The organism is Bradyrhizobium cedriense (assembly GCF_054602315.1).
In genome coordinates this window covers 550,756-566,876 of the sequence record NZ_JBTSWB010000002.1, presented here as the reverse complement: position 1 = coordinate 566,876, position 16,121 = coordinate 550,756, and the positions used below count along the sequence as shown (strand labels likewise).

General features: G+C 64.9%; 16 protein-coding genes. 8 read left to right on the top strand and 8 right to left on the bottom strand.

Going from position 1 to position 16,121, the window contains the following annotated elements; translation table 11 throughout:
- Nucleotides 1-28: 28 nt before the first annotated feature.
- Genes ACYCVF_RS08960 through ACYCVF_RS08945 form a run of 4 tightly spaced genes read right to left on the bottom strand, consistent with a single transcriptional unit; the run spans nt 29 to nt 3,283 of the window.
- Nucleotides 29-508 carry a chemotaxis protein CheW gene (locus ACYCVF_RS08960; RefSeq protein ID WP_459602875.1) on the bottom strand — a complete coding sequence of 160 codons (480 nt, stop codon included), beginning with the start codon at nt 506-508 and terminating at the stop codon, nt 29-31.
- Nucleotides 508-2,598: a chemotaxis protein CheA gene (locus tag ACYCVF_RS08955; protein ID WP_459606536.1), complete on the bottom strand. Its 2,091-nt coding sequence runs from the start codon at nt 2,596-2,598 to the stop codon at nt 508-510. The genes ACYCVF_RS08960 and ACYCVF_RS08955 overlap by 1 nt, the downstream gene beginning before the upstream one ends.
- Nucleotides 2,595-2,960 (bottom strand): response regulator, encoded by a 366-nt coding sequence (locus ACYCVF_RS08950; protein WP_459602879.1) that lies wholly within the window; start codon nt 2,958-2,960, stop codon nt 2,595-2,597. Before ACYCVF_RS08950 ends, ACYCVF_RS08955 begins: the two co-directional genes overlap by 4 nt.
- On the bottom strand, nt 2,960-3,283 hold the full coding sequence (locus ACYCVF_RS08945; protein ID WP_459602881.1) for an STAS domain-containing protein: 324 nt from the start codon (nt 3,281-3,283) through the stop codon (nt 2,960-2,962). The genes ACYCVF_RS08950 and ACYCVF_RS08945 overlap by 1 nt, the downstream gene beginning before the upstream one ends.
- A 260-nt stretch (nt 3,284-3,543) precedes the next feature.
- On the opposite strand from ACYCVF_RS08945, the gene ACYCVF_RS08940 reads away from it, so the two are divergent.
- From ACYCVF_RS08940 to ACYCVF_RS08930, 3 genes are all read left to right on the top strand, one after another.
- A complete protein-coding gene (locus ACYCVF_RS08940) occupies nt 3,544-4,668 on the top strand; it encodes an HD-GYP domain-containing protein (RefSeq protein ID WP_459602883.1) in 1,125 nt (374 codons plus the stop codon).
- Between the two features lie 186 nt (nt 4,669-4,854).
- Nucleotides 4,855-5,523, top strand: coding sequence for a hypothetical protein (locus ACYCVF_RS08935; protein ID WP_459602885.1), 669 nt, complete (start codon nt 4,855-4,857; stop codon nt 5,521-5,523).
- Nucleotides 5,524-5,541: 18 nt separating this feature from the next.
- Entirely contained in the window at nt 5,542-7,692 is a 2,151-nt protein-coding gene (locus tag ACYCVF_RS08930) for a CHASE2 domain-containing protein (protein ID WP_459602887.1), read from the top strand.
- 144 nt (nt 7,693-7,836) lie between these two features.
- On the opposite strand, the gene pobA is transcribed toward ACYCVF_RS08930, so the two are convergent.
- On the bottom strand, nt 7,837-9,009 hold the full coding sequence (gene pobA / locus ACYCVF_RS08925; RefSeq protein ID WP_459602889.1) for a 4-hydroxybenzoate 3-monooxygenase: 1,173 nt from the start codon (nt 9,007-9,009) through the stop codon (nt 7,837-7,839).
- Nucleotides 9,010-9,059: 50 nt separating this feature from the next.
- On the opposite strand from pobA, the gene ACYCVF_RS08920 reads away from it, so the two are divergent.
- Nucleotides 9,060-9,962, top strand: coding sequence for a helix-turn-helix domain-containing protein (locus ACYCVF_RS08920; protein WP_459602891.1), 903 nt, complete (start codon nt 9,060-9,062; stop codon nt 9,960-9,962).
- 17 nt (nt 9,963-9,979) lie between these two features.
- Here ACYCVF_RS08920 and ACYCVF_RS08915 read toward each other — a convergent pair whose 3' ends face one another.
- The gene (locus ACYCVF_RS08915) at nt 9,980-10,930 is read right to left on the bottom strand and encodes a GlxA family transcriptional regulator (RefSeq protein ID WP_459603391.1); all 951 of its coding nucleotides are present in this window, start codon (nt 10,928-10,930) and stop codon (nt 9,980-9,982) included.
- A gap of 138 nt (nt 10,931-11,068) precedes the next feature.
- Between ACYCVF_RS08915 and ACYCVF_RS08910 the strand changes: the two genes are divergently transcribed.
- Nucleotides 11,069-11,782, top strand: coding sequence for a DJ-1/PfpI family protein (locus tag ACYCVF_RS08910; protein WP_459602893.1), 714 nt, complete (start codon nt 11,069-11,071; stop codon nt 11,780-11,782).
- 38 nt (nt 11,783-11,820) lie between these two features.
- Nucleotides 11,821-12,210 carry a nuclear transport factor 2 family protein gene (locus ACYCVF_RS08905; protein ID WP_459602895.1) on the top strand — a complete coding sequence of 130 codons (390 nt, stop codon included), beginning with the start codon at nt 11,821-11,823 and terminating at the stop codon, nt 12,208-12,210.
- Between the two features lie 67 nt (nt 12,211-12,277).
- Here the strand turns inward: ACYCVF_RS08905 and pcaG are convergent, their stop codons facing one another.
- Both pcaG and pcaH read right to left on the bottom strand, forming a co-directional pair.
- A complete protein-coding gene (gene pcaG / locus ACYCVF_RS08900) occupies nt 12,278-12,904 on the bottom strand; it encodes a protocatechuate 3,4-dioxygenase subunit alpha (protein ID WP_459602897.1) in 627 nt (208 codons plus the stop codon).
- Nucleotides 12,905-12,908: 4 nt separating this feature from the next.
- Nucleotides 12,909-13,691, bottom strand: a complete 783-nt coding sequence (gene pcaH / locus ACYCVF_RS08895) for a protocatechuate 3,4-dioxygenase subunit beta (protein ID WP_459602899.1) — start codon at nt 13,689-13,691, stop codon at nt 12,909-12,911.
- Nucleotides 13,692-13,786: 95 nt separating this feature from the next.
- On the opposite strand from pcaH, the gene ACYCVF_RS08890 reads away from it, so the two are divergent.
- Both ACYCVF_RS08890 and pncB read left to right on the top strand, forming a co-directional pair.
- Complete coding sequence (locus ACYCVF_RS08890; protein WP_459602901.1) at nt 13,787-14,716, top strand: LysR family transcriptional regulator; 930 nt, start codon at nt 13,787-13,789, stop codon at nt 14,714-14,716.
- Between the two features lie 79 nt (nt 14,717-14,795).
- Nucleotides 14,796-16,100, top strand: coding sequence for a nicotinate phosphoribosyltransferase (gene pncB / locus ACYCVF_RS08885; protein ID WP_459602903.1), 1,305 nt, complete (start codon nt 14,796-14,798; stop codon nt 16,098-16,100).
- The last annotated feature ends 21 nt before the right edge of the window (nt 16,101-16,121 follow it).

The window sequence follows — 16,121 nt, the reverse complement described above, 5'->3', positions numbered from 1 at the left end:
CCCCAATAGCCTAACGCGCCCGCAGGCTTCAATTCAGGATCCGTTCCATGTTCGGAACGATGACAAACTCTTCACGCCACTTGGTGATGAAGCGGATGTATTCCGGCTTCCAATGCATTCCGACGCGCGGTGTCTGCTGCACGTCGGTTTGCGATATCTCGGTGACTTCGTAGACCTTGTCCGCGGTGACGCCGACCAGCACCGGCTCGCCTTCGATTTCGATCTCGATCACGACGATGCGGGTCTCGCCAGAGTTCTCCGTCTGCGGCATGCCGAACCGGATCCGCAGATCGGCGAGCGGAATGACGTTGCCGCGCACGTTGATGACGCTCGGCACGAAAGACCGCGCGCCGGCGACCCGGGTCACGGGTACGGGATCGATGATTTCGCGCACGAGGCCAGCGTCAAGCGCGAACTTCTCCTCACCAAGCCCGATCATGACGACCTGCATCGCGTCAGCCGGATGTCCGACCGTCTGTGCGGAACGTTCGTTGAGCGTTTCATTCATCACGCGGCCTCGCTGATGTGCTTTTCGACTTTCGACTGCGCCAGGGCGACGAGTTGCGCCACGTCGAGAATCAATGCGGCGCTGCCGTCACCCAGGATGGTGGCGCCGGAGAAGATCGTGACGTCGGAGTGCAGCTTGGAGAGCGACTTGATCACCGTCTGGTGGTTGCCGATGATCTGGTCGGCGACGAGGCCGACGCGGCTCTCGCCGGTCGATATGATGATGGTCTTCTGGTGCTGGTCGGGCTCGCCCGACGCAGTCATGATGTCGCGCAATCGCAGGAATGGTACCAGATTTCCGCGCATGTTGAGGAAGTTGCGACTGCGAGACCGTTCGTCGTCAGCGGTCAGTTCGACACATTCCTCCACCGCCGAGAGCGGAATGATGTAGCGGCCCTCGCCGACGCGGATCAGAAGGCCTTCGATGATCGCCAGCGTCAGCGGCAGGCGCAGCGTCACCGTGGTGCCCTGGCCCGGCCTGGTCGTCAGATCGATCGAGCCGCGCATGTTCTCGATGGTGCGCTTGACCACGTCCATGCCGACGCCGCGGCCGGACAGCGCGGAGATGGTCTGCGCCGTGGAGAAGCCCGGGTGGAACAGGAACTGGTGGATCTCGTGGTCGGACATCGTGGCGCCGGGTGCGACCAGGCCCTGCTCTTCCGCCTTGGCCCGGATGCGCGCGGTATTGAGGCCGCCGCCATTGTCCTTCACGGTGACCAGCACCTGCGCGCCGGAATGCACGGCGGCGAGCTCGATGCGACCCTGCTCAGTCTTGCCGGCGGCCGCCCGTGTCGCGGTGTCCTCGATGCCATGGTCGATGGCGTTGCGGATCAAATGCACCAGCGGATCGGCCAGGCACTCGATCATGGTCTTGTCGAGCTCGGTATCCTCGCCGGTGGTGACGAATTCGACCGGCTTCGACAGATCACGCGACAGATCGTGGATCAGGCGGCGGAAGCGCCCGAACAGCGAGCCGATCGGCACCATGCGCGCGCCCATCGTGGTGTCACGCAGAGAGGAGGCAAGGCGCTCGATTTCCTCGGCGATCACCTTGATCGAGAGATCGGAGCCGGAGGCGGCGAGCTGGGTCAACCGCGCCTGCGCGATGACGAGCTCGCCGACGCGGTCCATCAGCTCGTCGAGGCGCTCGGCCTGGACGCGAACGGTGGCGATGCCGCGGTCCTGCTTGGCGTCCTCGCGGCGTGCGGGTGCCGCCTCGGGCTTGATCTCCGGCTTGATCTCCGGCTTGGCCTCGGATTTAGGCTCCGCCTGTGCGACCGGCTGCTCGGCAACGGCCTCCGTCACCGGCGCAGCGATTTGGGCGCTCATCGGCTCATCGTCGAGCAGTTGAAAGAGCGGAGCCGGCGCGGGGGCTTCGGCATGGTCCAAGGGCGAGAGCGTCAACTTCATCTCGTCCTGGACGAACATGAAGACGTCGTCGATCGCATCCTTGTTGCAGGCCGCGTGCAGCTTGACGTCCCATTTCAGGTAGCAATCTTCCGGCTCCATCTCGTCGAGGAACGGGACGCCGTCGGTGATCGGCACGACGAAGCAAGGACCGAGCTTGCAGAGATCCTCCAACAGGTCGAGCGGATTCGAGCCGTTGCGCAGGATGTGGGATTCGAACTCCAGATGCAGGTGCCAGCCGGCCTGCTTGCTCCCGCCGGGAGCCAGCGGCGGCGCCTCGGCGATCTCGATGACGGCAGCGGCAGGCTGATCGAACGAGACGAAACGCTTGAGGTCGTCGAGGATGGCTTCGCCGATGACGTCGTCGGTCGACTGCGGATCCTCGATCAGCGCGCGGATGTAGTCCTTGGCGGCCAGCGCGACCGAGATCAGCTCCTGCGTCGGCTTGATCTCGCCCTTGCGGACGCGGTCGAAGGCGGTCTCGAATTCGTGGGTGAAGGAGGCGACCTTGTCGAAGCCGAACATGGCGCCCGATCCCTTGATCGTGTGCAGGGCGCGGAAGGCGGAATCGACCAGTTCGCGGTCGTCGGGACGCTGACCGAGGTCGAGCAGGGCCCCTTCAAGAACCTCGAACAGCTCGCTGGCTTCCTGGCGGAAGATCTCGGTCGGATCCATCGCACTCATGCGCGCACCAGCTTGCCGACCACGGCGAGCAACTGCTCAGGCTTGAAGGGCTTGGTGATCCAACCGGTGGCGCCGGCGCTCTTGGCTTCCTGCTTCACCGCGTCGCTTGATTCGGTGGTCAGGAACACGATGGGCATGCCGACTGCGCTCGGCAGCTTGCGCAGCGCCCGGATCAGCTCCAGCCCGTTCATGACGGGCATGTTGAGATCGGTGATGACGAGATCGAGCTTGCCGGCTTGCGCCTTGGCGAGCCCCTGGGCGCCGTCGCCCGCCTCGATCACGTTGTGACCGGCCGGCTCGAGCACGACCTTGATCATTTGCCGAATGCTGGGGGAATCGTCGACCGTGAGAATCGTGGCCATCAGGTGCCATCTTTCTTTTGCGGGAGATGCTGATCGAGCATCGCCTCGCTGGCGAAGCCGGCGCGGCGAAGGGTGGTGCGCAGAGACTGCGAGAAGGAGGTCAGAACCACGGGACGGCCTTGGGCCTCGCCCGTCTTGGCGGTCGACAGCAGGAGCTGGATCGAGGTCACGTCGGCCTTGTCGACGCTCGAGCAGTCGATCTCGAGCCGCTCCTGGCGGCCGAAAGCCTCGCGAATGAGCTCATAGACATTGCGGATGGCTGCGATGCTGCAGTCCGCAGGTAACCGCAACGACCACTTAGGCTCCGTCGGATTGAGCGCCATTGCTGCCCCGCCTTTGCTAAAATCCCGCTACACGTTTTGTTTGAGTCGAATGATCAAACTCCTAACGGGAGCATCCGTACAACTACGGGTCACACTCTCAGGGAGTTCGCGCGACTGCATGCAAACGTGCACGGCCTGCTGAAATCTCATGCGAGGCGCGCATATTCGCGGCGTGCCGGCGGCGTATTTGCTTCGCGTTAAATTCGCTTGGTTATGGCTGGGCGTCGTGTCTTTGCCAGCGAAGAGAGCCCCGGCCACCGATGCTGACCCAAGCGCTCCTGATTGATGACAGCCGCTCTGTCCTCAACTTCCTGAAACGTCACATCGAGACTGGTGGTCTGGTCGAGGCCACCGCCTTCCTCGATCCCGTGGAGGCGTTGGCTTGCGCGCGGGAGCGCGTCTTCGATCTGGTGCTGGTCGACTACGAGATGCCGCATATGGACGGCATCAGCTTCATCCGCACCTTCCGCAAGCTTCCTGGCTGCACCGACGTCCCGATCGCGATGATCACCTCGCGTCAGACCGATGACGTCAAGATGGAAGCGCTGCAGGCCGGTGCAACCGATTTCCTGCCCAAGCTGCCACAAAGCCTCGAGATGACGGTGCGCCTGCGGAATTTAATTCAGCTTGGTGCAGCCGTACGCAAGCTCAACGACCGCGCCGCGCATCTGGCCAGCGAAGTCGCAGCGGCAACACGAAAGCTCGGCGAACGCGAGGAAGAGATCATCCTGCGGCTCGCGCTCGCGGTCGAATACCGCGACAACGACACCGGCGAGCACACGCTGCGGGTCGCCAGGTACAGCCGCGTCATCGCCGAGCAACTCGGCCTGCCGGCCCGGCTCTGCCGCGACATCTATCTGGCCGCCCCCCTGCACGACGTCGGCAAGGTCGCCATTCCCGACAATATTCTGCTCAAGCCAGGCAGGCTCACCGACGAGGAAATGGCGGTGATCCGGACGCATGCAACGATCGGCGAGCGGATCCTGGCCGATTCCAGCTGTGAGCTGATCCGGCTCGGTGCGCAAATTGCTGTTGGCCATCACGAGCGCTGGGACGGTGCCGGCTACCCGCGCGGCCTTAAGGCGAATGAAATCCCGGTCGCCGCGCGTGTGGTCGCAGTCGCCGACGTCTTCGACGCCCTGACGACGCGGCGACCATATAAGGAGCCGATGGGACTCGACGTGGCGCGCAATTACCTGGTCGAGAACGCGGGCGGGCAGTTCGATCCGGCCTGCGTCGAGGCTTTCCTGACGCGCTGGGACGAGGTGGTCGAGATCGCCGCCGCTCAGCAGGCGATTCCATTTCAGAGAACCGAGGTCCCTCTCGCTCCCGTCATCGGCAGTGCGGCGGAGACCCATCCGGCCGAAGCCGACCCGGCCGCCTGACATCGCCGATCCGCCAACTTCTTGCCGAACCTCCATTTTTCTCCGGTCGCCGGTTTGAACCTGTTCCTGCTAAAGTGGCACCAATAAACAAGAGTGATTCTGGTCACACTTGCCCGGGCCCCCTGCTGCTAGGCAGTGAACCGGGGACGGGGCGCCAGAGCATCGTCGAATTGGATGAGAATTCCCATGAAAAGCCTGATTGGCGCCTGTGTCGGCGCGTTCTTCCTTGCGGCCCCCGCTTTGGCGGAAACTCCTGCCGCCATCGTCGAGGACGTCCAGGGCAAGGTCGACGGCATCGCGTTCATGGACTATGTGGCGCCGGGCAAGATCATCAAGCTCGGGCCCAAGGCCAGCATCACGCTCAGCTATTTGAAATCCTGCGAGCGCGAGACGATCAGCGAAGGCGTCGTTCTGGTCGGCACCGAGCAGAGCACCGTGCAGCTGGGCGAGGTCAAGCGGGAGAAGGTGCCCTGCGATACCAATGCGGCAAGACTGCCGGAGCGCCAGGCGAACCAGAGCGCTGCAACGATCTTCCGCAACGTGCGGTCGGATACGAAAAGCGCCCCGTCCAAGCTGCCGACGCTCTACGGCGTGTCGCCGCTGGTGCAAGCCAAGAGCGGGAGCACGCTGATCATCGAGCGCACCGACGGCAAGGAGCCCACCATCACGGTGCCGCTCAAGGGCGATGCCATGATCGGGGGCAAGTTCTATGATTTTGCCAAGGCCGGCAAATCACTGACCCCAGGGGGCAGCTACCTCGCCATTCTCGGTGCGAAGCGCTACACCTTCCAGATCGATGCCAGCGCCACCTCGTCGCCGACGCCGATCATCGGCCGCTTGCTGCGTCTCGAATAGACGGCCGGCGACGGCACGATGCGGCGGATCGGCAGGCGCGACATCGTTGCAGCACTCCTGACTGCACTCCTCGCGGGCGCCGCCTTGACATCTCCGCCCTTGCACGCGCTGCAAGGTCTGTCGCTCGACATCCTCACCGCGATGCGCGGCAAGCTGCCTGGCGACCAGCGGTCTCCCGCCACGTCGCCGGTCGTCATCGTGGCGATCGACGGCGAGACCTATGACACGCCTCCCTTCAAGGGATCGCCGACGCAGACATGGACGCGCGAGATCGGCCGGGTGCTCGGAAGCATTTCCGAAGGCGGGGCCAAGGTGATCGGCTTCGACGTCATCTTCAAGAACTCGATCGAGCAGTCCGAGATTCCGTTCGGCGACGGGCCGCTCGGCGCCCGCATGCGGGGATTCGACCGGGACTATCTGATAGCTCTGCGGCAAATCTCCGACACCGGCAAGCTGGTGCTCGGCGAGATCCTGAGCAACGACCATCCGGAACCACCCTACCGTGCGCAGCAACTGGCGGTGCGAAACAACGTCCGTGCGCTCAACGTCCACACCGACGCGGACGATGTCATCCGGCGGATGCCACTCACCTTCTCCATCGACGGCAAGCCGGTGCCGGCGATGGCCGTCGAGCTCGCCGCGCGCGCACTCGGCACGAAGCTGGAGATTGCGCCATCCGGTACGGCCGAGCTGGCCGGCTACGCAATCCCGGGCGCCGTGCCGAACACGCTGACGCTGAATTTTCGAGGCCTTAGCCGCGACGTTCCGACCTTCTCCTTCGCCGATCTGCGGGCCTGCGTCGAAAAAGGCGACCGCGATTTCTTTCGGCGCGCCTTCGATGGCAAGGTCGTTCTGCTCGGCACCATCCTCAATTTCGAGGACCGCAAGCTCACCTCGATGCGGCTGTCGGGCGCATATGACGGCACACCCGGGCCACGATGCGCCCTGCCGGCGCCTGCAGGCAGCGTGCAGAAGGCCCGCAGCGACATCGCCGGCGTGTTCGTGCACGCCGCTGCGGTCCGGAACCTGATCGAGCGCGACGCCGTGGCCGAGCTAGGCTTGCCCGGGCGGGCCATTCTCACCATCCTTTTCGCGGCGATCGTCGCCTGCGCGGCCTGCATGCTCGCACCGGGCGGCGCACTGGCTGCCTGGTTCGGTCTCACGCTCGTCTACACGGTCGTCGCCGTCAGCGCGTTCGTCCACGCCTCGGCGCTGCCGCTGACGGAGCCGGCCCTGGCCGGCCTTGCCGCGCTCGCGATCATGATCGGCTATCGTTTCGTGCTGGCCGATCGCGACGAGCGCTTCCTGCGCAAGAGCTTTGCCCTTTACCTCGCACCCGAGGTGATCGAGACCATGGTCGCCTCCGGCAAGATGCCCGCGCTCGGCGGCGAGATGCGCAACGTCACCATGTTCTTCTCCGATCTCAGCGGCTTCTCCTCGATCGCGGAGACCATGACCCCGGGCGAACTGGTGACGCTGATGAACGAATACCTCTCCGCCATGACCGACATCGTCGAAAGCCATGGCGGCTACGTCGACAAGTATATCGGCGATTCCATCGTCGCCATGTTCGGCGCGCCCGCCGACGATCCCGCGCACGCGCGCAACGCGGTTCGTGCCGCGCTGAAGTGCCACGAGAAGCTGGCCGAGCTCAATGCCGGCCATCCGGCTTTCGCCGGTCACGGCCTGTCGCATCGCATCGGACTCAACAGCGGCGAAGCCGTGGTCGGCAATATCGGCTCACGTCGCCGCTTCAACTATACCGTGATGAGCGATACCGTGAACGTCGCCTCGCGGCTCGAGGGCGCCAACAAATATTACGGCACCGCGATCATGGCGTCGGAAACCACGATGGCGCAGACCGGCGACACCTTCGCCTGGCGCGAGCTCGATGCGATCAAGGTGATGGGGCGCGGCGAGGCGATCAGGGTGTTCGAGCCGCTGGCGGAAAGGGAGGCCGAGAGTGACGAGCAGGCCAGGCTGGCCGCGGCGTATGCGGAGGGGCTGGCATGTTGGCGTACACGGGAGTTCGCGAAGGCCGCCGAGGCGTTCGATCGGGTCGCGAAGATCGATCCGGCGTCGGCGCTGTTTGCCGAACGCGCGCGAGCGCTCATCGCAAATCCACCACCGCCGGATTGGACACCAGTCAACACGCTGGAAGGAAAGTAGTGGTTGTTCACCCTCCCTTGGGAGGGCGAAACAGTACCCGCTGCCTAGAGCCTTTACCTTCCGATGGAATCGGAACGCGGCTCTAGATTGTTATTTGACGCGTTTTCTTGACGCGAACCGGTGTCGACTTCGCTCGAACACACTCTAGAACGGCAACCCCACATAATTCTCGGCGAGCAGGCGCTGCGCCGTCTCGGACGAGAGCAGATAGTCCAGCTCCGTCTGCTGAAGCCGGTCCTCGTAGTCGAGCCGGTCGGGGAAGCGGTGCAGCAGCATCGTCATCCACCAGGAGAAGCGCTGCGCCTTCCAGATGCGGGCGAGCGCCTTGGCGGAATAGCCTTCGAGACCGGAATCGTCGCCGCTCTGATAATGCGCGAGCATCGCATGGTAGAGATAGTAGATGTCGGACGCGGCGCTGTTCAGTCCGCGCGCGCCGGTCGGCGGCACGATGTGGGCGGCATCGCCGGCGAGGAACAGGCGGCCATAGCTCATCGGCTCGGCGACGAAGCTGCGCAGCGGCGCGATGCTCTTCTCGATCGACGGTCCCGTGACCAGGCGGCCGGCGACCTGCTCCGGCAGGCGGCGCTTAAGCTCGGCCCAGAACGCATCGTCGCTCCAGTCCTCCACCTTGTCGGCGAGCGGCACCTGGATGTAATAGCGGCTGAGCACCTGCGAGCGCAGCGAGCAGAGAGCGAAGCCGCGCTCGTGCTTCACATAGATCAGCTCGGGCGACACCGGCTTCGTGCGCGACAGCACGCCCAGCCAGCCGAACGGATAGACCTTCTCGTATTCGCGCAGCACGTCCTTCGGGATCGACCTGCGGCTGACGCCGTGAAAACCGTCGGCGCCGACGACGTAGTCGCAATCGACGCGGACGATGTCGTCATTCGAGCGATAGGTCACGTAGGGACGATCCGACGTCAGATCATGCGGCGTCACGTCCTCCGCGTTGTGCACGACCTTGCCGCCGAGCCGGTCGCGCGCCTCGTAGAGGTCGCGCGTCAGCTCGGTCTGGCCGTAGACCAGCACCGAATTGCCGCCGGAATGCCTGTGCAGATCGATATGGGACAGCATGCCGTCATGGGCGATCTCGAAGCCCCGGTGGATCTCGCCCTCGCGGTCCATCCGCTCGCCGCATTGCGCCTCACGCATGAGCTTCGCAAAGCCGTGCTCGAGCACGCCGGCGCGGATGCGGGCGAGCACGTGGTCGCGGCTGTATTTCTCCAGCACGACCGTGTCGATGCCCTTGAGGTGAAGGAGCTGGGACAGCAGCAGCCCGGACGGCCCACCGCCGATGATACAGACCTGAACTTTCATTTTTTCGTCCTCCCGTCGGCATTTTTTTGCAGATTCAGCGCTGCAAACCGATGGAGGGTTTCGCCATTGTCTTGTACTATTCGAACATGAAGAGCGCCGCCCCTGCACCGCCGATCCGCGTCTACAATCTGTTCGGCGAGTCCGGCGATCTGCCGGACGTCGTGCATTGCGAGACCATCGCGTCGCGCTCGGTGCTGCACGACTGGACGCTGGCCGTGCATCGCCATGCCCGGCTGCACCAGGTGCTGCTGATCGAGCGCGGCGGCGGCGAGGCGACGCTCGACGGACGCGTGGTGTCCTTGAGGCCGATGCAAATCATCAACGTGCCCGTCGGTCACGTCCACGGCTTCCGCTTCGAGCCCGACACGCAGGGATGGGTGCTGACCATCGCGGCGGAGATTCTGGACGAGGCGCTGCTCGCCGCCGAGGGCCTGCGCGGTGCGCTGTCGCGATCGGCCGTGACGCGCAGCACGCCGCAGATCCGTGCCACGATGAAGCAGATATTCGCCGAACACGCCGCCCGCGATTTCGCCCGTGCGCATGTGTTGCGGGCCCTGTCATCGGCCATGATCGGGCTCGTGGCGCGCGCGCTCACGGGCGATAACGGCGGCGGCGGCACGGCGGAAAGCGGATTGTTCCGCCGCTTCGAGGCGATGCTGGAGCAGCATCACCTGGAGCGCTGGAGCGTCGCTGACTATGCCAAGGCGCTGTCGGTGACGCCGACGCATCTCAACCGGGTCACCCGGGCGGCGACCGGCGACACCGCCTCGCACCTGATCCTGAACCGCCTGGTCCGCGAGGCGCGGCGCAATCTCGTCTACACCAACCTGCCGGTCTCGACGATTGCCTATGCGCTCGGCTTCGACGATCCCGCCTATTTCAGCCGGGTCTACGCCGCGGCCACGGGCGTATCGCCGCGCGCGTTTCGCGCGCGGCTCCATGGCGGCGAATAGAACCTGACCAATCGGCTTCAGGCGCCGAACCGGCGGCGGTAGTCCTGCGGCGCCGTTGACAGCACGCGCAGGAAGCTGCGGCGCATGGTCTCCTCCGACCCAAAACCGCAGCGCTGGGATATGCGCTTCACCGGCAGGCGCGTCTCCGACAGCATCCGTCGGGCGGCCTCCACCCTCAGCCGTTCGATTGCGCGCAACGGGGTCTGTCCGGTCGCTCTGGCATAGTGCCGGCTGAAACTGCGCTCGCTCATGCCGGCCTGATTGGCCAGTCTGGACAGCGAAAGATGACCGGAGAGATGCTTGATGATCCAGTCGTGCAGCGCGCCGAACTCGTCCTCGGCCGACTGCAACGACAGCGTCTCGCTGAACTGCGCCTGTCCTCCCGGCCGCTTGAGGAAGACGACGAGATAGCGTGCCACCGCCAGTGCCGTGGTGCGGCCCAGATCCTCCTCCACCAGCGCCAGCGCCAGGTCGATGCCAGCCGTCACGCCTGCCGACGTCCACATTGCGCCGTCGCGCACGAAGATCGGATCGGATTCGACGCGCACAGCGGGAAACCGCCGCGCGAGTTCGGCGCAGTATGACCAGTGCGTGACCGCGCGCCGTCCGTCGAGCGCACCCGATGCGCCGAGCAGGAATGCTCCGGTGCAGACTGACGCCACACGGCGCGCCTTCCTCACGCGCCGGCGCAGCCAGGCGAGCAGCGCCGGATCGGTAGCAGCGAGGTCGACGCCCGGGCCGCCGGCGACCACCAGCGTGTCCAGCGCGGCGGCGCTGTGCGGCAGCGCATCGGTTACGACTTCCAGCCCCGACGATGCCGCTACGCACGAGCGATCCTTTGCCACGACACGCAGGACGTAAGGTGCGGTCCCGCCGGCCTGCACGACCTGCTCGTTGGCGGTCGCGAACACCTGGAGCGGCCCTGTCACATCCAGCAACTGCACCGCCGGATAGGCCAGCACTTCGATGACGCGGGCGGCTCGAGCCGCGGCTGGGCGCACGGCATGGGACCGCAAGCTTGGCGGGAAACGAGGGGACTTTGGCATCTCAGCCACAGCCTGACCCGTTACGTTATCACTGTCCAGCTTCGAATTGAGGGCGACCAAATGATCCCACCAGAGACGCACCTGCAAATCGGATCCCTGCTGTTCGACGGCCTCGACCAAATCGATCTGACGGGCCCCTTCGAAGTGCTCTCGCGCATTCCGAACGCGACCTATCGCGTCTACGCCAGAACGACCGACGCTGTCCGCGACGTCAAGGGCCTGCGATTGACTCCAGATGCAACGCTCGCAGCAGCACCCAGGCTCGACGTGCTGCATGTGCCCGGCGGCTTCGGTCAGGAAGCCTTGATGGAGAACGAGGAAATCCTGAACTGGATCACGCAGCAGGCAGCGGGTGCGCGCAGCGTATTCTCGGTTTGCACCGGCGCCCTGCTGCTCGGCGCGGCCGGATTGCTCAGGGGACGGCGGGCAACGACCCATTGGGCCTCGTTCCATCTGCTGCCGCTGCTCGGCGCCATTCCGGTCAACGAGCGCGTCGTGGTGGATGGGACCTGGATCTTCGCCGCCGGCGTCACCGCCGGAATTGACGGCGCGCTACGGCTCGCTGCCGAGCTGCGCGGCGACGACGTCGCGCGCGCGATCCAGCTTTACATGCAGTATGCGCCCGAGCCACCGTTCGACAGCGGCACGCCGGAGCGCGCGCCCAGCGCCATCCTCGATCAGGCAAGGCGCGCGGTGGCCGACATCACCACACAGCGCGAGGCGACGGCGCGTCGCGTCGCGTCGCGACTTGGAATCGCCGCCGCTCACGAGTGATTTCCGCAAGACCTCACATCCGAGAGAGAGAGAAAACGATGAGCACGAGGACCTTCACCAAGACGGCGCCGCCGGAATGGCTGCTCGCGATGTGGAGAGAAATCGACGACAAGACCTTCGGCAAGGGCTTCGACTGCTTCGCCGAAGATGCGATCTGCAATCTCGGTGCCGCGGACTGGCACGGCCGTGAGACGATCCGCAGCAATCTTCGGCAGTTCGTCGATCGCGGCTTCACCGCGCTCCACGACGTCATCGAGTACTGGGACAGCCCCCTGCTCAAGATCTTTCGCGGCGAGGTGTCCATGCGTTTCGACGATCCCGACGTCGCGCCCGTGCGGCCGACGATGGTCCATTTCTTCTACATGGACGAAGGGGATCCCACCAAGGTCAAGCACTGGATCGGGGCCGTCGGACCGACGGGATTCTAGCCCGCGACATTCGCCCCGTGGCGACGACAGGATCGGCCTCATCTTTCGATGAGGTCGATAGCATGGCTCAGACGTCGAAGAACACCGTCTCCTCCGGCCCCTGCAGATTGATCGTGAAGGAGTACACGACCTTGCCGGCGCGCTCGCTGCGCGTTGCGATCAGCGTCTTGCGGCGGACCGGCTGCTCGATCAGGTTGAGCACGGGATCGGCGGCGTTGGCGGCTTCTTCGTCCGAGAAGTAGAGCCGCGTGTTGAGGCCGATGTTGATGCCGCGCGCGACGATCCAGAGGTTGATGTGCGGTGCGCATTTGCGCCCCGCCTTGTCGGCGATCGCGCCCGGCTTGATGGTCTCGAAGGTGACCAGACCGCTGTCGAAGTCGGAGCCGGCCCGACCCCAGCCGCGAAACTCCTCCTCCAGCGCACCGCCCGATCGGTCGGCGGGATGATTGTAGTGGCCAGCCGCATTGGCTTGCCAGATTTCGAGCAGAACATCGCGCAGCGGCGTGCCGGTGCCGTCGAGCACCTTGCCCTCCAGCGTGATGCGTTCGCCCTTCGTGTTCGGGGTGACCAGCACGTTCGAGAAGTTCCTCTCGAAGATGTCGAAGCCAGCCATCGCCGGGATCAGGCCGATATGGACGTAGGGCCCGGCCGTCTGCGAGGCGGTTTCCTTGAGATAGTTGAGCGGCTGCGGCATGGACTCAGTTCCCCGCGGTTCGATTTTCGAAATAGGTGGAGCGCTGGCCGCGCAGGACGATGTCGAAGCGATAGGCGAGCGCGTCGAACGGCGTCGAGGCGTTGAGGTCGAGCGGCGCGACGAGGCGGTCGAGCGCATCCTTGTCCGGGATCGTCGTCAGGATCGGGCAGACCGGGATCAAGGGATCGCCCTCGAAATACATCTGCGTGATCAGCCGCTGCGCGAAGCCCGAGCCGAACACCGAGAAGTGGATGTGAGCGGGGCGCCAGCTGTTGACGTAGTTGCGCCAGGGATAGGGACCCGGCTTCACGGTGCGGAAATAGTAATAGCCGGTGTCGTCCGTCAGCGCGCGGCCGCAGCCGCCGAAATTCGGGTCGATCGGCGCCAGATACGTGTCCTTCTTGTGCCGGTAGCGGCCGCCGGCATTGGCCTGCCAGAACTCGACCAGCGTGTTGGGCACCCCGCGGCCGGTCTCGTCCAGCACGCGGCCATGGACGACGATGCGCTCGCCGACGGGATCGCCATCCTTGGCGTAGTTGCGGATCAGATCATTGTCGAGCGGTCCGAGATCGTTGTGCCCGAACACCGGCCCCGTGATCTCCGAGATCGAGTTCTCCAGCGACAAGAGCGCCTGGCGCGGCGAGCGCAGCACCGAAGATTTGTAACCCGGCGCATGCGCCGGCGGGTGGATGGAACGATCCCGCTGGAAGAAGGCGCCGTCGCGGGGGGTGAACGGCTCGGGACGGTTGAGGCGGGGATCCTGCAAGGCTGGCGCCTGGGCATTCATCGGCGTTGTCTCTCCCTCTGGCGCCCTCGTCCGGGCGCGCGGCTTATCGAGACATCATGGGACGGACTATTCTCAAGATAAATAGATCGATTATAATGAATTACATGAAGGAAATCGATCATTTGGCCCTCAACGGCCACGCTCTCGAGCTGTTCCTCGCCGTGCTGGAGGAGGGTTCGGTGACGGCAGCCGCCACGCGTCTTGGCCTGACGCAATCCGCGGTCAGCCACGGCTTGAACAAGCTGCGGCGCATCGCCGGCGATCCGCTGTTCGCCAAATCCGGCCGCGGCATCGTCGCCACCGCGCATGCCCAGGCTCTCGCGGGGAAGGCGCGCGCGCTGATCGACGAGATGCGCAGCTTTGCCGGCGGTGTCAGCTTCGAGCCGCCCAGCGCGCAGCTTTCGCTGACGATCGCCGCCAACGACTTCCAGCGTGACCTGCTGCTGCCGCGGTTCTTCTACCACGTCGCCGCACGGGTGAAGAGCCTGAACCTGCGCGTGATCCCCTCGCAATCGCCTTCGCCTGCGATGCTGCGCGAGAACCGCTGCGATCTCCTGATCACGCCACTGCCGCCATCCGGCATCGACATCGTGCAGAAGCGGCTGCTGAGGGATCATTACGTCTGTTACTACGACGCAAAGGCACGGGCCGCGCCGGCCGGCCGCAACGCCTATCTCGGGGCGCGTCACATCACCGTGGTCTATACCGATAATGAGCGGCTCGACTTCGACCGCCGGCTGGCAGCGAACGGCCTCCACCGCGACATCGCGATCTCCGTGCCGAGCTTCTCCGGCGTGCCGTCCTTCCTGCGCGGCTCGCAGATGCTTGCGAGCATGCCGAGCCTGCTCGCGTCCGGCGTGATGCGCGGCTTCGCGCAAGCGCCGATACCGCTGGCGTCTCGCACCCGAACCCTGGCCGAACTGCCGATGTTCATGGTCTGGCACCAGCGCTACCAGAAGGACCCGGCCCATCGCTGGGTGAGGAGCCAGCTCGAGGCCGTCGCAGGGACGGCCGCCAAGTCGTGATGTCCGGTGCCCGCTTCCGCAAGACTGGGCCTCTCCAAACCCACTGGTTGCGCAACGGGAGCCGCGCTAAAATCCCCTCATGACAGTAACCGACATTGCGAGCCGGACCTACAATCACAGCTGGCGCCTGGATCCCATCATCCGCAGCCTGCTTGATACCGACTTCTACAAGCTATTGATGTTGCAGATGATTCGGGAGGACTACCCGAATCAGCAGGTGACCTTCTCGGTCATCAACCGCTCGCGGCATGTGCGGCTCGGAGAGATCATCGATGAGGGCGAGCTGCGCGCCCAGCTCGACCACGCCCGAACCATCCGTTTCAGCAAGAAAGAGCTGATCTGGCTTGCCGGTAACACCTTCTACGGCAAGACCCATATGTTCTCGGCGGACTTCATCCGCTGGCTGGCGGAATTCCGCCTGCCCGAATACGAGCTGCGCAAGGTCGAGGGCCAGTACGAGCTGCATTTCCACGGACCGTGGACCCACACGACGATGTGGGAGATTCCGGCGCTTGCCATCCTCAACGAGCTGCGCTCGCGCGCGGCGATCAAAGGCCGCGGCCGTTTCGAGCTCGACGTGCTCTATGCCCGTGCCAAGGCCAAGCTGTGGACCAAGGTGGAACGGCTGCGCAAGCTCGAGGGTTTGCGGCTGTCCGATTTCGGCACGCGCCGCCGCCACGGCTTCCTCTGGCAGCGCTGGTGCGTGGAGGCGGTGAAGGAAGGCTTGGGCTCATCCTTCATCGGCACGTCCAACGTGCTGCTCGCGATGGACAACGATCTCGAAGCCATCGGCACCAACGCGCATGAGCTGCCGATGGTCGCCGCCGCGCTCGCCAGGGACGACGAGGAATTGCGCTGGGCACCCTACCGCATTCTCGACCAGTGGCGTCAGACCTATGGCGGCAACCTCCTGATCGCGCTGCCCGACGCCTTCGGCACGAAGGCCTTCCTGCGCGATGCGCCGGAATGGGTCGCCGACTGGACCGGCTTTCGTCCCGACAGCGCGCCGCCGATCCAGGCGGGCGAGGAGATCATCGCCTGGTGGGAGAAGAAGGGCCGCAATCCCAAGGACAAGCTGCTCGTCTTTTCCGACGCGATGGACGTCGGCTCGATCGAGGAGACCTATCACCACTTCGCCGGGCGTGTGCGACTCTCCTTCGGCTGGGGCACCAACCTGACCAACGACTTCGTCGGCTGCACCCCGGACGGCTCGTTCAATCTCGATCCGATCTCGCTGGTCTGCAAGGTCTCGTCGGTCGACGGCCATCCGGCCGTCAAGCTGTCCGACAATCCGGAGAAGGCGACCGGCCTGCCCTCGGAGATCGAGCGCTACCTGCGCGTGTTCGGCGACGCCGGCCGCGTGCGCACGCCGGTGCTGGTGTAGCACGGACCGAATTCTCTCGAT

Coding starts and splice junctions, on each gene's coding strand:
- ACYCVF_RS08920 (WP_459602891.1), top strand. CDS start 9,060: ATGGAGGGTTTCGCCATTGTCTTGTACTATTCGAACATGAAGAGCGCC.
- ACYCVF_RS08940 (WP_459602883.1), top strand. CDS start 3,544: ATGCTGACCCAAGCGCTCCTGATTGATGACAGCCGCTCTGTCCTCAAC.
- ACYCVF_RS08890 (WP_459602901.1), top strand. CDS start 13,787: ATGAATTACATGAAGGAAATCGATCATTTGGCCCTCAACGGCCACGCT.
- ACYCVF_RS08945 (WP_459602881.1), bottom strand. CDS start 3,283: ATGGCGCTCAATCCGACGGAGCCTAAGTGGTCGTTGCGGTTACCTGCG.
- pcaH (WP_459602899.1), bottom strand. CDS start 13,691: ATGAATGCCCAGGCGCCAGCCTTGCAGGATCCCCGCCTCAACCGTCCC.
- ACYCVF_RS08905 (WP_459602895.1), top strand. CDS start 11,821: ATGAGCACGAGGACCTTCACCAAGACGGCGCCGCCGGAATGGCTGCTC.
- ACYCVF_RS08910 (WP_459602893.1), top strand. CDS start 11,069: ATGATCCCACCAGAGACGCACCTGCAAATCGGATCCCTGCTGTTCGAC.
- ACYCVF_RS08950 (WP_459602879.1), bottom strand. CDS start 2,960: ATGGCCACGATTCTCACGGTCGACGATTCCCCCAGCATTCGGCAAATG.
- ACYCVF_RS08955 (WP_459606536.1), bottom strand. CDS start 2,598: ATGAGTGCGATGGATCCGACCGAGATCTTCCGCCAGGAAGCCAGCGAG.
- ACYCVF_RS08935 (WP_459602885.1), top strand. CDS start 4,855: ATGAAAAGCCTGATTGGCGCCTGTGTCGGCGCGTTCTTCCTTGCGGCC.
- ACYCVF_RS08930 (WP_459602887.1), top strand. CDS start 5,542: ATGCGGCGGATCGGCAGGCGCGACATCGTTGCAGCACTCCTGACTGCA.
- ACYCVF_RS08960 (WP_459602875.1), bottom strand. CDS start 508: ATGAATGAAACGCTCAACGAACGTTCCGCACAGACGGTCGGACATCCG.
- pncB (WP_459602903.1), top strand. CDS start 14,796: ATGACAGTAACCGACATTGCGAGCCGGACCTACAATCACAGCTGGCGC.
- pcaG (WP_459602897.1), bottom strand. CDS start 12,904: ATGCCGCAGCCGCTCAACTATCTCAAGGAAACCGCCTCGCAGACGGCC.
- pobA (WP_459602889.1), bottom strand. CDS start 9,009: ATGAAAGTTCAGGTCTGTATCATCGGCGGTGGGCCGTCCGGGCTGCTG.